This window comes from Cellulosimicrobium funkei (assembly GCF_001019615.1).
GTDB classification, from domain to species: domain Bacteria; phylum Actinomycetota; class Actinomycetes; order Actinomycetales; family Cellulomonadaceae; genus Cellulosimicrobium; species Cellulosimicrobium cellulans_E.
In genome coordinates this window covers 58,356-72,200 of record NZ_JNBQ01000006.1, presented here as the reverse complement: position 1 = coordinate 72,200, position 13,845 = coordinate 58,356, and the positions used below count along the sequence as shown (strand labels likewise).

Annotated in this window: 12 protein-coding genes and 1 riboswitch; of the genes, 3 read left to right on the top strand and 9 right to left on the bottom strand. The window is 72.8% G+C overall.

Annotated features, from left to right (window positions below; translation table 11 throughout):
- Positions 1 to 185: 185 nt before the first annotated feature.
- Both FB00_RS08255 and FB00_RS08250 read left to right on the top strand, forming a co-directional pair.
- The gene (locus FB00_RS08255; protein ID WP_047232430.1) at positions 186 to 1,187 is read left to right on the top strand and encodes an ATP-binding cassette domain-containing protein; all 1,002 of its coding nucleotides are present in this window, start codon (positions 186 to 188) and stop codon (positions 1,185 to 1,187) included.
- Complete coding sequence (locus FB00_RS08250; RefSeq protein WP_047232429.1) at positions 1,187 to 2,038, top strand: ABC transporter permease; 852 nt, start codon at positions 1,187 to 1,189, stop codon at positions 2,036 to 2,038. The genes FB00_RS08255 and FB00_RS08250 overlap by 1 nt, the downstream gene beginning before the upstream one ends.
- Before the next feature lie 11 nt (positions 2,039 to 2,049).
- On the opposite strand, the gene FB00_RS08245 is transcribed toward FB00_RS08250, so the two are convergent.
- The 3 genes from FB00_RS08245 to FB00_RS08235 all read right to left on the bottom strand — a co-directional run bounded on the left by FB00_RS08245 (position 2,050) and on the right by FB00_RS08235 (position 5,029).
- On the bottom strand, positions 2,050 to 2,997 hold the full coding sequence (locus tag FB00_RS08245; protein ID WP_047232428.1) for a universal stress protein: 948 nt from the start codon (positions 2,995 to 2,997) through the stop codon (positions 2,050 to 2,052).
- Between the two features lie 187 nt (positions 2,998 to 3,184).
- Positions 3,185 to 3,988 (bottom strand): C40 family peptidase, encoded by an 804-nt coding sequence (locus FB00_RS08240; protein ID WP_047232427.1) that lies wholly within the window; start codon positions 3,986 to 3,988, stop codon positions 3,185 to 3,187.
- 2 nt (positions 3,989 to 3,990) lie between these two features.
- A riboswitch (cyclic di-AMP (ydaO/yuaA leader) is annotated at positions 3,991 to 4,151 on the bottom strand.
- A gap of 167 nt (positions 4,152 to 4,318) precedes the next feature.
- Positions 4,319 to 5,029 carry a metal-dependent transcriptional regulator gene (locus tag FB00_RS08235; RefSeq protein WP_047232486.1) on the bottom strand — a complete coding sequence of 237 codons (711 nt, stop codon included), beginning with the start codon at positions 5,027 to 5,029 and terminating at the stop codon, positions 4,319 to 4,321.
- A 247-nt stretch (positions 5,030 to 5,276) separates the two neighbouring features.
- Here FB00_RS08235 and serC point away from each other — a divergent pair, with 247 nt between their 5' ends.
- Positions 5,277 to 6,419, top strand: a complete 1,143-nt coding sequence (serC, locus tag FB00_RS08230) for a phosphoserine transaminase (RefSeq protein WP_047232426.1) — start codon at positions 5,277 to 5,279, stop codon at positions 6,417 to 6,419.
- Positions 6,420 to 6,541: 122 nt separating this feature from the next.
- Here the strand turns inward: serC and FB00_RS08225 are convergent, their stop codons facing one another.
- The 6 genes from FB00_RS08225 to FB00_RS08200 all read right to left on the bottom strand — a co-directional run bounded on the left by FB00_RS08225 (position 6,542) and on the right by FB00_RS08200 (position 13,645).
- Positions 6,542 to 7,888 (bottom strand): MFS transporter, encoded by a 1,347-nt coding sequence (locus tag FB00_RS08225; protein ID WP_047232425.1) that lies wholly within the window; start codon positions 7,886 to 7,888, stop codon positions 6,542 to 6,544.
- The gene (locus FB00_RS08220) at positions 7,885 to 8,271 is read right to left on the bottom strand and encodes a MarR family winged helix-turn-helix transcriptional regulator (RefSeq protein WP_231581774.1); all 387 of its coding nucleotides are present in this window, start codon (positions 8,269 to 8,271) and stop codon (positions 7,885 to 7,887) included. The genes FB00_RS08225 and FB00_RS08220 overlap by 4 nt, the downstream gene beginning before the upstream one ends.
- A 153-nt stretch (positions 8,272 to 8,424) precedes the next feature.
- Positions 8,425 to 9,774: a mannose-6-phosphate isomerase, class I gene (gene manA, locus FB00_RS08215; protein ID WP_082141128.1), complete on the bottom strand. Its 1,350-nt coding sequence runs from the start codon at positions 9,772 to 9,774 to the stop codon at positions 8,425 to 8,427.
- A gap of 9 nt (positions 9,775 to 9,783) precedes the next feature.
- On the bottom strand, positions 9,784 to 11,259 hold the full coding sequence (locus FB00_RS08210; RefSeq protein WP_047232423.1) for an NCS2 family permease: 1,476 nt from the start codon (positions 11,257 to 11,259) through the stop codon (positions 9,784 to 9,786).
- Positions 11,260 to 11,344: 85 nt separating this feature from the next.
- Positions 11,345 to 12,091, bottom strand: a complete 747-nt coding sequence (locus FB00_RS08205) for a UDP-glucose/GDP-mannose dehydrogenase family protein (protein WP_052877544.1) — start codon at positions 12,089 to 12,091, stop codon at positions 11,345 to 11,347.
- 39 nt (positions 12,092 to 12,130) lie between these two features.
- On the bottom strand, positions 12,131 to 13,645 hold the full coding sequence (locus FB00_RS08200) for a sugar transferase (RefSeq protein ID WP_052877543.1): 1,515 nt from the start codon (positions 13,643 to 13,645) through the stop codon (positions 12,131 to 12,133).
- Between the last annotated feature and the right edge of the window lie 200 nt (positions 13,646 to 13,845).

Below are 13,845 nucleotides of genomic sequence, written 5' to 3'. Positions count from 1 at the left end.
ACTTCGCGCAGCCACACTCCGCTCTGCTCCTGACGAATCGCACTGGTCGTCGGGCGCCCGCGCGGCGCAGGATGGAAGACGTGCACGACCGATGAGTTCTGCCGGCCCCGACGGTCGGTGCGTGGGTGGCCCGGGGAGCCGGGCGGCTCGTCGGCAGCGACGAACGACCATCCCGCGGAGGGGACATGACCGACACTGCACGCGGCGACCTCGCCGTCGAGGCGCGCGGCCTCGTCAAGCACTTCACGACCGGGAAGTCCGTGACCAAGGCGGTCGACGGCATCGACCTGCTCATCCCCGAGGGCACCGTGTTCGGCGTGCTCGGGCCGAACGGCGCGGGCAAGACGACGGCCGTCCGCATGCTCGCGACGCTCCTGCGGCCCGACGCGGGGACGGCGCGCGTGCTGGGCCACGACGTGGTGCACGACGCCGACAAGGTGCGTTCCGTCGTCGGGCTCACCGGGCAGTACGCGTCCGTGGACGAGGACCTCACGGGCACGGAGAACCTCGTGATGCTCGCGCGGCTGTACGGGTTCCTCGGCGGCACGGCGCGTGGGCGCTCGGCCGAGCTCCTGGAGGCGTTCGGCCTCGGCGACGCGGGCGACCGCCAGGTGAAGACGTACTCGGGCGGCATGCGGCGCCGCATCGACCTCGCCGCCAGCCTCGTCATGAGCCCCCGCGTGATCTTCCTGGACGAGCCGACGACGGGCCTCGACCCGCGCAGCCGCAACCAGGTGTGGGACATCGTGCGCGTGCTCGTCGCCGACGGCGCGACGGTCCTGCTGACGACGCAGTACCTGGAGGAGGCGGACCAGCTCGCCGACCGGATCGCCGTGATCGACCACGGCAAGGTCATCGCGGAGGGCACCGCGACGGAGCTCAAGCGGTCGGTGGGCGAGGGCGCGGTTCACCTGCGCCTCGCCGACGCGACGCAGCGGGGCCGGGCCGCGGAGGTCGTGGGCGCACTGCTCGGCACGGAGATCACGCTCGCGAACGACCCGTACGCGCTCACGGCACGCGTGCCCGACGACGGCGCGGCCGACGTCGCGCGCATCCTGCCCGCGCTCGGGGACGAGGGCATCGTGGTGCCCGAGTTCACGCTCGGCCAGCCGAGCCTCGACGAGGTGTTCCTCGCGCTGACCGGCCAGCCCATGGAGGACGACGAGACGATCGAGGAGGTGGCCTGATGGCCGTCGACCCCACCATCACCGCCGCGGAGCTGCGCGCGCCGGAGGCGAACGCGCTGCGGGCCGCCGTCGCACTCGAGCAGCGGCCGTCGCGCCCCTCGCCCGTGTCCGCGACCTTCACCTACACGTGGCGCGCGCTGCTCAAGATCAAGCACGTGCCGGAGCAGCTCTTCGACGTCACCGTCTCGCCGATCATCTTCACGCTCATGTTCACGTACCTGTTCGGCGGCGCGCTCGCCGGGGACGTGCAGAGCTATCTGCAGTTCCTCCTGCCGGGCATCCTCGTGCAGGCGGTGCTCTTCACGACGATCTACACCGGCTACACGATGAACACGGACATCAGCAAGGGCGTGTTCGACCGGTTCCGGTCGCTGCCGGTGTGGCGGCCCGCCCCGATCGTCGGAGCGCTGCTCGGCGACACCGTCCGCTACACCATCGCGTCGGTCGTGACGCTCGCCCTCGGCCTCGTCCTGGGCTTCCGTCCGCCGGGCGGCGTGGTGGGGGTGGTGCTCGGGATCGTGCTGCTGCTCGTGTTCGCGTTCGCGCTGAGCTGGGTGTTCACCGCGCTCGGGCTCGTGCTGCGCTCGCCGAACGCCGTCATGGGGACGTCGATGCTCGTGCTCATGCCGCTGACGTTCGCGTCGAACATCTTCGTCGACCCGTCCACGATGCCCGTGGTGCTCCAGCGGTTCGTCGAGGTCAACCCCGTCACGCACCTCGTGACCGCGGTCCGCGGCCTCATGGCGGGAGAGCCGGCGACGGAGGGGATCGTGTGGGTCCTCGTCGCGTCGGTCGTCCTGACGGCGGTCCTCGCCCCGATCACGATGCGGCTCTACCGCAACCGGAGCTGACCGGTCGTCGGTCAGCCGTCCTCGGCCGCCGGCGCGTCGTCCTCGCACTTCTTCGTCACGACCATGACCGGGCACGCCGAGTGGTGCAGGACCGCCTGGCTCGTGGAGCCGAGGAGGAGCCCCCGGAAGCCGCCGCGACCGCGGGATCCGACGACGATGAGGTCGGAGGCCGTCGAGAACTCCGTGAGCAGCTCCGCGCCCGTGCCGTCGAGCACGATGCGCTTGATCGTGAGCCCCGGGTGCTCCGCCTCGTGGCGGTCGATGATGACGTTCAGGCCCTCGGTGATGTCCGCGAGGACCTGCTCGTGGTCGATCGACGCGGGCAGCCACGCGAGGAGACCGGCGCCGGCTCCGACCGGGACACCCGCGACCGCGACGAGCTCCGCGTCCCAGGCCTGCGCCTGACGGATCGCGTGGCGCAGGGCGATCTCCGCCGAGGGCGACCCGTCGACGCCGACGACGATGCGTCGTAGCGGCTTCACGGCGGGCAGCTCCTGCGGCGCGCCCTCGGCGTCCTTCGCGTCGGAGCGGTACGGCACGACGACGGTCGGGCAGTGGGCGTGCGCGGGCAGCGCCGACGACACGGTGCCCAGCAGGCGCTCGGTGAATCCGCCCCTGCCGCGCGTGCCGACGACGACGAGCGAGTGCTCACGCGACATCTCGACGAGCACTCCCGCGGCGTCCCCCGTCGTCACCGTGGCCGTGGTCCGGACCCCGGCAGCCTCGGAGCGGGCGCGCGCCTCCTCGAGGACGGCACGCGCGCCCTCCTGGATGGCCGAGTCGTCGAGCGCCGCGTAGCCGCCGTCCAGCGAGGCTGCCGTGAACGACGGCAAGGAGTAGGTGCAGACGATGTGGAGCGGCCAGCCCACCTGGAGCGCGTACGCCGCGGCCCAGTCCAGGGCGTGCAGGCTCGGTGCCGAGCCGTCGACGCCGACGAGGACGGATTCCGTGCGGGTCATGAGCGACTCTCCTCTCGACGGCCCGGTGCCATCGGACGACCAACCTAGCCGAGACCAGCGCGCCCGTCCGTCTGCCACGAGTCACGAACACGTCAAGAATGCCACGAACCCCGCCTCCCCGCGACGATGCGCGAGGCGACGGGGTTCGTCAGGCCAGTGACCGCTGGGGCCCTGAGAGCGTGGGCGATCAGGCCACGCGGATGAAGGTGGGGTTCGACTGCCAGATCTGACGGAACTGGACGGTCTTCCCGGGGCGCGGGGCGTCGATCATCATGTTGTCGCCCGCGTAGATCGCGATGTGGCCCGGCGTCCAGATGAGGTCGCCCGGCTGCGCCTGGTCGCGCGACACCTTGGTGCCGACGGAGCCCTGAGCGCTCGACGTGCGCGGCAGGCTGATGCCGACCTGCGCGTAGACGTAGCTGGTGAAGCCCGAGCAGTCGAAGCCGTCGGGGGTGGTGCCGCCGTAGACGTAGGGGACGCCCACGTAGCGCGCGGCGATCGAGACGATGGTCGAGCCGTAGGCCGACGCGGGGACGTCGACGGACGCCTCCTGCTGGGCAGGGGCCTCGGACTGCGACTGACGCTCCTGCGAGCGGCTCGTCTGGGTGGTGCGCTCCGGCTCCGGCTCGGGCTCGGGCTCCGGCTCGGGAGCGGGCGTCACGGTGACAGGCGCGGCGGCCTGCTCGATCGTGAACGCCGCGTCGGCCGCGACGGTCACCGCGGGGGCGGCCTCGAGAGCCTGACGGGCCTGCGCCGTGAGGGCGCTGAGGTCGACGGCGTTGAGCTTGCCGGACTCGTTGTCGACGGGGGCGGCGGTCGCCGGGGCGGCGGCACCGATCATCGAGACGATGAGGCCCGAGGACGCGGCGACGACGGCGGTGCGGCGACCGACGGTCGACATCTGGTCCGACGCGGCCTGGGCGATAGAGCTGAGTGGCGTCACGGGACGCCGCGCCGCGCGGTGGCGGGCGCGAGTCGTGCTCACGGTCACTTTGTGCCTCTCCAAGACGCCTGCGAGGTCAGCTGTCGGGTTCGGGTGGAAGAGTCACCCGGCCCGGCGGACCGAGGTCCGTCGGGCTTCACCCCAAGGGCGCTGTCTCCAGCACCCGGAAGTGGGTCCCCCGTCCCTGTCATCGGGTCGTCGTTGGCCTCGTGCGGTGACAGGGTTAGGCGTTCCGCGCGAGGACTCCGTCGAATGGGTATTCCGATGGAGCAGCACCGACCGTACAGGACGCCTCGGCAAAAGTCACGTTCCCATTACGAATCGATGCGGACGATCGCATCGTCGCAGGTCACGGATCGTTTGCGGGTGAACGGACGACTAGCCGCGGGCGACGAACAGGTGGCGCGCGACGTCGTCGGGCAGGTCCAGCACGACCTCCGCGCCCTCCCCCTGCACCATCACGCCGGCGTCCCCGGCCCACCGCACGACGAGCGTCCGTCGGGGCAGCACCTCGGCCTCCGCGAGCCGCGCGAGCAGCTCGACGTCGACCTGGATCGGCTCGGCGATCCGCTGGAGCACGACGCGCACCTCCGCGCCGTCCCGCCCGTGCTCCGCGAGGAGCACCGGGAGCGAGACGACGCCGTCGAGGAAGTCGACCTCCTCGAACTGCTCCCCCAGCTCCGGCAGGCCCGGGATCGGGTTCCCGTACGGGTCGAAGTGCGGGTGGTCGAGCAGCCCGATGAGGCGCTCCTCGACGAGCTCGCTCATGACGTGCTCCCAGCGGCACGCCTCGGTGTGCACGTACTCCCAGTCGAGCTTGATCACGTCGGTGAGCAGCCGCTCCGCGAGCCGGTGCTTGCGCATGACGCGCGTCGCCTTGTCGTGGCCGACGGACGTGAGCTCCAGGTGGCGGTCGCCCGTGACGACCACGAGGCCGTCGCGCTCCATGCGCGCGACCGTCTGCGACACCGTGGGGCCCGAGTGCCCGAGGCGTTCCGCGATGCGCGCGCGCAGCGGGACGATGCCCTCTTCCACGAGCTCGTAGATCGTCTTCAGATACATCTCGGTGGTATCGATCAGATCGGTCACGTCACGCTCCCAGTCGCTCGTCGGCTCGGGGCGCCCGGTCGTCGTCGCCACGGGGCGCCTGCCCGCACCGGCGGGCCGCTGGGGACAGTCTATGGCGAGCCCGTGACCCGGCCCGGGGTCCGCGCGGGAGAACCCGTGGTGCCTGCCCCCACCGGACGCTCCGGCACCCGTCCGCGACGCGACGACCATCGTCGCGCGTCCGCGGACGCCGCCCCCGGCCGACGTGCCACGCGCGTAGGGTGACGGCGTGCCTGATCCCGCCACCGCCCCGATCACGATCCCCTCGGACCTGCTGCCGGCCGACGGCCGCTTCGGCTCCGGGCCGAGCAAGGTCCGCGCCGCGCAGGTCCGCGCGCTGTCCGACGCCGGCGCGTCCCTGCTCGGGACGTCCCACCGCCAGGCGCCGGTCCGCTCGGTCGTGCGCCGGACGCGCGAGGGGCTCGCCGAGCTCTTCGCGCTGCCCGAGGGCTACGAGGTCGTGCTCGGGAACGGCGGCTCCACGACGTTCTGGGACGTCGCCACGGCCTGCCTCGTGCGCTCCAAGGCGCAGCACGCCGCGTTCGGCGAGTTCGGCGCCAAGTTCGCCGCCGCGACGACGGCCGCGCCCTTCCTCGAGCCGTCGCAGGTGATCTCGGCCCCCGCCGGGTCCGTCGCGCTGCCCGAGCCCGCCGACGACGTCGACGTGCACGCGTGGCCGCACAACGAGACCTCGACCGGCGCCATGGCCCCGGTCCGCCGCGTCCCGGGCTCGCGCGAGCGCGGCGCGCTCACGCTCGTCGACGCCACGTCGGGCGCGGGCGCGCTCCCCGTCGACGTCGCAGAGACCGACGTCTACTACTTCGCGCCGCAGAAGGTCTTCGGGTCCGACGGCGGCCTGTGGCTCGCGCTGTGCTCGCCCGACGCGCTCGCGCGCGCGGAGGAGGTCGAGTCGAGCGGAACCCGGTGGGTGCCGGAGTCCCTCTCGCTGCGCACGGCGGCGGCCAACTCGCGCCTGGACCAGACGCTCAACACGCCCGCGATCGCGACGCTCGTCATGCTCGCCGAGCAGGTCGAGTGGATCCTCGGCAACGGCGGGCTCCCGTGGGCCGCGGGCCGGTCGGCCGAGTCCGCCGCCCACCTCTACGGCTGGGCGGAGGCCCGCGAGTGGGCGACGCCGTTCGTCGCCGACCCGGCGCAGCGGTCCACGGTCGTCGGCACGATCGACCTCGACGACGCGATCGACGCGACCGCCGTCGTGGCGGCACTCCGCGCGAACGGGATCCTCGACGTCTTCCCGTACCGCAAGCTGGGCCGCAACCAGCTCCGCGTGGCGATGTTCCCGGCGATCGAGCCCGACGACGTCCGCGCGCTCACCGCGTGCGTCGACCACGTCGTCGAGCACCTCGCCTGACACCGTCCGCCGTCGAGCACGCCCCCACCCCGCGTCGAGCACGACATGAGGGTCGTCATGAGCTCCATGACGACCCTCATGTCGTGCTCGGCGCCCGGGGCCGCGAGGCGCAAGGCACGGGCTCAGGCGGCGCGGGCCGCCTCCTCCGCGTCCTCGACGCCCAGGCGTCGGCGGGTCTCGGCGCGGGCCGACCGGTCCGCCGGGGTGCCCGCGTCGAGGTAGCGCACGACGAGGTGCGGGCGCTGGAGGACGCGATAGCGGACCTCGAGGTGCCAGTTGCGCACCGCCCAGACGGCGGCGCCCACGGCGACGAGCCCGGCGGTGATCGACCCGACGCCGATGGCCCAGCGCGGACCCCACGCCTCGGCGATCCAGCCGACGAGCGGCGACCCGACCGGCGTCGCGCCGAGGAACACGATCATGTAGAGCGACATGACGCGCCCGCGCATGACGGGGTCGACGGACATCTGGATCGTGGAGTTCGCGGCGGTCATCATCGTGAGCGACGCGAGGCCCACCGGGATGCAGGCGATCGCGTAGCTCGGGTAGGTCGGCATGACGGCCATGACGCCCGTCGCGACGGCGAACCCGAACGCGGACCCGATGACGAGCCGGACGCGCGGGCGCTCGCGCCGCGCGGCGAGCAGGGCACCGGTGAGCGACCCGATCGCGAGGATCGAGCCGAGGATCCCGTACTCCCCCGGGCCCTTGCCGAACTCGACCTTCGCCATCATCGCGGACGTGAGCTGGAAGTTGAGCCCGAACGTCGACACGACCCCGACGACGACCATGATGACGATGATGTCGGTGCGCCCCCGCACGTACCGGATGCCCTCGCGGATCTGGCCCTTCTCGCGCGGCGCGCTGGGCAGCACGTGGAGCTCGCGCGTGCGCATGTACAGGAGCGCGAGGATCGTCGCCCCGAACGTCACGCCGTTGATGATGAACAGCCAGCCCGAGCCGACGGCCGCGATGAGGAGCCCGGCGACGCCCGGCCCCACGAGGCGCGCGGCGTTGAAGGACGCGCTGTTGAGCCCGACGGCGTTGGACAGCTTGTCGGCGGGGACCATCTCGGCGACGAACGTCTGGCGCACGGGGTTGTCGAACGCGGTCACGACGCCGAGCAGGCCGGCGAACACGTAGACGTGCCAGAGCTCGACGTTCCCGGACAGCACGAGCGCACCCAGGGCGAGCGCGAGGACCCCCATCGCGCCCTGGGTGGCCATGAGGAGCCGGCGGCGCGGGAGCCGGTCGGCGAGCAGGCCCGCCCACGCGGACAGCGCGAGCACGGGGGCGAACTGGAGCGCCGTCACGACGCCGACCGCGATGCCCGAGTTGTCGGTGAGGTCGGTGAGGACGAGCCAGTCCTGCGCGACGCGCTGCATCCAGGTGCCGACGTTCGCGACGAGCGCGGCGCCGAACCAGACGCGGTAGTTGTGGTACTTCAGGGAGGAGAACGTCGCGCTCATCGGGCGGCGATCCGGGTCAACAGCTCACTGGCGCGGGCCAAGGTCTCTCTTTCGTCGGGCGTGAGGGAGGACAGCTGCTGCGTGAGCCACGCGTCCCGGCGGCGGCGGGTCTCCTTGACCTCGCGCACGCCGGCGTCGGTGAGCCGCACGACGACCTGACGACGGTCGCTCGGGTGCTCGCCCTTCTCGACGAGCCCCATCTCGACGAGGGCGTTGACGGCCCGGGTCATCGACGGCGGCCTGACGCGCTCGTGGTCGGCGAGCTCGCTCGGCGACATCGCGCCGTGCTTGTGCAGCACGGTGAGCACGCCGAACCGGCCCTCGGGCAGGTCGGCCTCGCCGCGCTGGGCGCGCAGGCGGCGCGAGATGCGCGTGAGCGCCACGCGGAGCTCACCGCCGAGGGTGGCGGGCCGGCACTGGTTCCGGGAGGGGGCAGTGGGGTCCGCGGCAGGCACGATAGTTACCTTAACTCATTACCTAGAGTAAAGAAAGAGGTGCACGTCACCCTGGGCCGGAGGGGCAGGGCCGGGTCCTGGTCAGGGCACGTAGGCGACGACGACACGCCCGTCGCCACGCACGACGACCGTCCCGGTCGCGTGAGGCACGAACACCGACTCGCCGCGCGCCAGCCGCGTCTCAACGGGGCCCTCCCCAGAGCCCTCGAGCGTCACCGCGCCGTCGAGGCACAGCACGACGCGCGGGCCGACGGCGGGCAGGGGCACCGGGGCGTCACCTGCGACCTGCCCCGCCCGGAGCGCGAACTCCGCGACCGGCGGGCGGTAGGTGACGAGGCCGGACCCGTCGTCGATCAGGCGCGGGCGCGCGGCAGGCCCGGGCGTGCACGTTGCGCACTCGAGCAGCGCGTCGACGTCGACGAGCTTGCTCGTGAGACCGGCGCGCAGGACGTTGTCGGAGCTCGCCATGACCTCGACCGCGCAGCCGGACAAGTAGGCGTGCACGTGCCCGGACGGCACGAACATCGACTCCCCCGGCGCGAGCGTGACCCGGTTGAGCATGAGGGAGACGACGGCGCCCGGGTCGCCCGGGTGCTGCTCGGCGAGCGCGAGCACCGTGGCGTCGGCGCGCCGCGAGGTGCGCCGCGGGCTGCCGGACCCCGTGACCGGGCCGCGCTCGGCCCGAGCCCGGACCGAGGCGACGGTCCGCACGAGGTCCGCCGCGACGTCGGGCTCGGACCGGGCATGGAGCGCGAGCGTGAACGCCTCACGGACGCCGGCCTCGGTCGGACGGGCGCGGAGCGCGGCACGCATGCGGGCGACGAGGTCGCCGTCGAGCCCGTCGAGGAGCTCGAGGATGCGCGCCGGCCGCCGGAAGCCGGACAGGCCCTCGAAGCGCGACACCGCCACGACCATCTCGGGCTTGTGCTGGTCGTCGTGAAAGCTGCGCAGCGGCGAGTCGCGCGCCACGCCCTCCCGGTTCTCGCGGTTGAACCCGGCGCGGGCCCGGTGCGGGTGCGGGTGGACCTGCAGCGACAGCGCACGCTCGGCGGCGAGCACCTTGAGGAGGAACGGCAGCCGAGGACCGTACTGGTCGAGCACGCGCTGGCCCAGCACCCCCACCGGGTCCGCGCGCACCAGGTCGGCGAGCGACGTGCCCGACGCCGTCGCCCCGCCCGGGCGAGGCGCCTCGCCCGGGTGCGCCGCGCCGTCGGGCACGACGCGCGACGGCGCGAGCGGGTGCGCGCCCATCCACAGCTCCGCCGCCGGACGACCGTCCGGTTCCACCCCCAGGAGGTCCTGGATCGCCGACGTCGAGCCCCAGTCGTACGGCTGGACGGTGTTCTCCAGCCGGTAGAACGCGCGCGGACGGGCGGCGGGGAGGGCGTCGACCGACGCCTCCTCCGACCGCTCGTCCGCCGCGCTCGTCATGGGCCGAGCCTAGAGGCCGAGGGCTTCCCGGATCGGGCCCAGGAGGAAGTACACGAGGAACATCGCCGACGCGACCCACATGAGCGGGTGGATCGCGCGGATCTTCCCGAGCGCGAGCTTGATGACGACGAACGCGAGGAAGCCCGCGCCGATGCCGTCCGCGATGGAGTACGTGAACGGCATGACGATGATCGTGAGGAACGCCGGGATCGCGATCTCCACGTTCTTCCAGGAGATGCCGGCGATCTGCGTCATCATGAGGAACCCGACGAAGACCAGCGCCGGTGCGGCAGCCTCGTAGGGGACGAGCGCGACGAGCGGCGACAGGAACGTCGCGAGCAGGAACGCGACGCCCGTGACGACCGAGGCGAGACCGGTGCGCGCGCCCTCGCCGGCGCCGGTGGTGGACTCGACGAAGCTCGTGTTCGACGACACGGAGCCCGCGCCGCCCGCGGCCGCGGCGAGCGAGTCGACGACGAGGATCGCGCGCGAGCGCGGCGGGACGCCCTCGGCGTCGTTCAGGCGCGCCTCGGCGCCGACGGCGACCATGGTGCCCATCGTGTCGAAGAAGTCCGCGAGCAGGAGCGAGAACACCAGCAGGATCACGGTGACGGTCGCGATGTTCTGGAACGAGCCCAGCAGCGAGAACTGGCCGAGGAGGCCGAAGTCCGGGACCTGCACGACGCCGTCGAACGTCGGCGCGTTGAGGTTGAAGCCGTTCGGGTTGGAGCCGTCAGGAGCCTTGGCTCCGATGTGCAGGGTGTTCTCCAGCACGACGGCGAGCGCGGTCGCCGTGAGGATCGCGACGAGCAGCGCGCCCTTGACCTTGCGGACCCACAGCACGATCGTCAGCACGAGGCCGACCACGAACACGAGTATCGGCCACGTGCCGAGGTTGCCGAGCGCGAGGAGCGTGCCGCTGCCCGCGGTGACGAAGCCCGCGTTGACGAGGCCGATGAGCGCGATGAAGAGGCCGATGCCCACGCTGATGGCCGTCTTCAGCTCGACCGGGACCGCACGGAAGACCGCCTCGCGGAACCCGGTGAGCACGAGGAGGAGGATGATGAGGCCCTCGATGACGACGAGGCCCATCGCGTCCGCCCAGGTCACCCCCGGCAGCGAGGCGATCGAGTACGCCACGACCGCGTTGAGGCCCAGCCCGGCCGCGAGGCCGAGGGGGAAGTTCGCGAAGACGCCCATGGCGATCGTCATGACGCCCGCGACGAGAGCGGTCGCCGCGGCGATCTTGCCGAAGTCGGGCGCGTCGCCGCCGCCGAGGAACTGGCCCGTGCCGTCCTGCACCGTCCCGATGATCAGCGGGTTCAGCACGATGATGTAGGCCATCGCGAAGAACGTGACGAGACCACCACGGATCTCGGTGCCGATCGTCGAGCCGCGCTCGGTGATCTTGAAGAAACGGTCGATGGCGCCGGAGGCAGGGGGCGGCGCCTGCTCGTCCTCGCGGACGGAGGTGGGGGTGGACATGGGGAGAATGCTGCCAGAACCCTGTGACCGCGCGGTAACACGCGGGACACGGTCCGGCATCGCCCCCGGGAGGTGTCCGCGCACGTCAGGCGGCGCCGACCGCGGCGAGGGCCGCCGCGGGTGTGCTCGACACCACGTCCGCGGCGTCGAGGTCGCTGCCCCCGGGACGCACGAACGCCGCGGGCCGGAGCGTGCCGGTGCCGTGCCCGAGGCTCTCTGCGGTCGCGAGGTCGGTCACGGTCCGGGGCGCCCCCGTCGCGAGCTGCACGGCGTGGAGCGCGTCGAGGATCGCGGCGGCACGCTCGCCGGCCGGGCCGGCAGGGACCCCGTGGACGAGGCGTGACGGGTGCAGGAGGTCGACGACGGCGTGGCCCGGCCGGTGCTCGTCGGGCACCCAGGCGACCGTGGCCCGGACTCCGTCGGCGGCGAGCCCGGCGGCGAGCCACTCCGCGGTGCCGGCGGGGACGCGGGCGCGCCCGACGACGAGGTCCCCCGGGCCGAGGTGCGGGGCCAGGTCGTCGAGCGCGTCGCGGAGCGCGACCACACGCGAGGTGCCATCGGGGTCGGGGTCGGGCCCCGCGCCGACGCACAGGACGTGCACGCGAGCACCGGCGACCGCCGTGCGGTCCGTCGTGGGACGGAGCCGGCCGCTCACACGAGCGAGCGCGAGGAGCCGCTGGAGCCGCGGCTCACCGGCGCGGACCGTTCCCGTGCGGAGCACGTCGAGGGCGCGGGGGTCCGTGTCGTGGAGCACGACCTCGTGGCCGGCCGCCGCGAGGCAGGCCGCGTGCAGGACGCCGCGGCGACCGCATCCCGAGACCGAGACCCGCACGACGCACCTCCCCGCGCCCGACCCTGCACCCCGCCGGCCTCAGTAGGCCCCGGAGCCGGAGAACACCGCGCGCGCCGTGCGCGCGAGGATGAGGAAGTCGCCGAACATCGTCCAGTTCTCGACGTAGTAGACGTCGAGGCGGACGCTCTCCTCCCACGACAGGTCCGACCGGCCGCCGACCTGCCACAGACCCGTGAGACCGGGCTTGACCAGGAGGCGACGCCGCACCTTCTTCTCGTACTTCTGGACCTCGCGCGGCAGCGGCGGCCGCGGCCCGACGAGGCTCATGTCGCCGCGCAGCACGTTGAACAGCTGCGGGAGCTCGTCGAGGGAGTAGCGGCGCAGCACACGGCCGACGCGCGTGACGCGCGGGTCGTCGCGCATCTTGAACAGCGGGCCCGCGCCGTCGTTCTGCTCCTCGAGGTGCTGGACCTCGCGGTCGGCGCCGACGCGCATCGACCGGAACTTGAACATGGGGAACGACCGCCCGTTGCGGCCGACGCGCTCCTGACGGAAGAGCACCGGGCCGCGGCTGGTGACCCGCACGGCGAGCGCGACGAGCACGAGCACCGGCAGCGCGGCGAGCGTGATGAGCGCGGCGCCGGTCCAGTCGATGACCGACTTCACGGCGAACTTGGGCCCCGTGAACCGGGGCGCGTCCACGTGCAGGAGCGAGACGCTCTCCGCGGGAGTGATGGTGATGCGCGGTCCGGCGACGTCCGCGAGCTCGGCCGTGAGCATGAGGTCCACGCCGTACGGCTCGAGCTCCCAGCCCAGCCGTCGGACGACCTCGGCGGTGATGGCGTCCGAGCCTGACACGGCGACGACGTCCGCACCGACCCGCGTGGCGACCTCGCCGGCGTGCCGCAGCTCGCCGAGGACCGGCACGCCCCGGATCTCCTCGTCCGACCCGAAGCCGCCGGACGGGACGCACACGCCGACGACGCGGTACCCCGACTCGTCGCGGCCGTTGAGGTCGCGGATGAGGCGCTCGGCCTGGTCGCGGTGGCCGATGGCGAGCACCGCCGAGCGCATGCGCCCGGTGGCCCGCTGGCGGTGGAGCCACTGGCGCCACGCGTACCGGCCGAGGAGCAGGCCGCCGAGGCCGATCGGGAACGCGAAGGCGAGGTAGCCGCGCGCCTCCGGGAAGCGGAGGAGGAACGCGAGCACGGCGAGCACGGCGAAGAGACGCCACGACGCGTCGAAGACCCGGTGGTACTCGGTGGGGCCGCTCCCCATGACCCGCGGGTCGCGCGACCGGCTCGCGACGAGCGAGAGGGACCAGGCGACACCGACGAGGAGGCTGAGCACGACGTACGGCACGCGCGCCTCGCGCACGGGCTCGTTGATGAACTGGTCCCAGCGCAGGAAGTACGCGACGAGCACGGCGACGATGATCACCGCCGTGTCGGTGAGCAGGAGCCGACGCCGGTAGGCGACCTCCCAGCCCTGCGCGGCGAACGCGGCGCGCGCGGCGCGGATCCGGGCCGCGGGAGTCGTGGCGAGAAGGGTGCGCAGGCTCCGCCTGGCGTCCTCGGTGACGCTGTGGGACATGCGTCCACCTCCGGTCGGTTCCACACCCTGCATGGCGACTCATCCTAGGGTTCAGAAACTGCGGGAACGAGAGTTGTCAGGGGGTTTCACCCGGGTGAGAAGACGTTCCGCACCGTCATCGTCGGAGCCGTCCCGAGTCGCAGGATCCTGCGGATCCCACGCTGCGCTAGCCGCTCGAAGAAATAGATTGGACGGGTGTC

Excerpts from the sequence above, each read along its gene's own strand:
- FB00_RS08255 (WP_047232430.1), top strand. The coding sequence starts at position 186 with ATGACCGACACTGCACGCGGCGACCTCGCCGTCGAGGCGCGCGGCCTC.
- FB00_RS08250 (WP_047232429.1), top strand. The coding sequence starts at position 1,187 with ATGGCCGTCGACCCCACCATCACCGCCGCGGAGCTGCGCGCGCCGGAG.
- FB00_RS08245 (WP_047232428.1), bottom strand. The coding sequence starts at position 2,997 with ATGACCCGCACGGAATCCGTCCTCGTCGGCGTCGACGGCTCGGCACCG.
- FB00_RS08225 (WP_047232425.1), bottom strand. The coding sequence starts at position 7,888 with ATGAGCGCGACGTTCTCCTCCCTGAAGTACCACAACTACCGCGTCTGG.
- manA (WP_082141128.1), bottom strand. The coding sequence starts at position 9,774 with ATGACGAGCGCGGCGGACGAGCGGTCGGAGGAGGCGTCGGTCGACGCC.
- FB00_RS08210 (WP_047232423.1), bottom strand. The coding sequence starts at position 11,259 with ATGTCCACCCCCACCTCCGTCCGCGAGGACGAGCAGGCGCCGCCCCCT.
- FB00_RS08200 (WP_052877543.1), bottom strand. The coding sequence starts at position 13,645 with ATGTCCCACAGCGTCACCGAGGACGCCAGGCGGAGCCTGCGCACCCTT.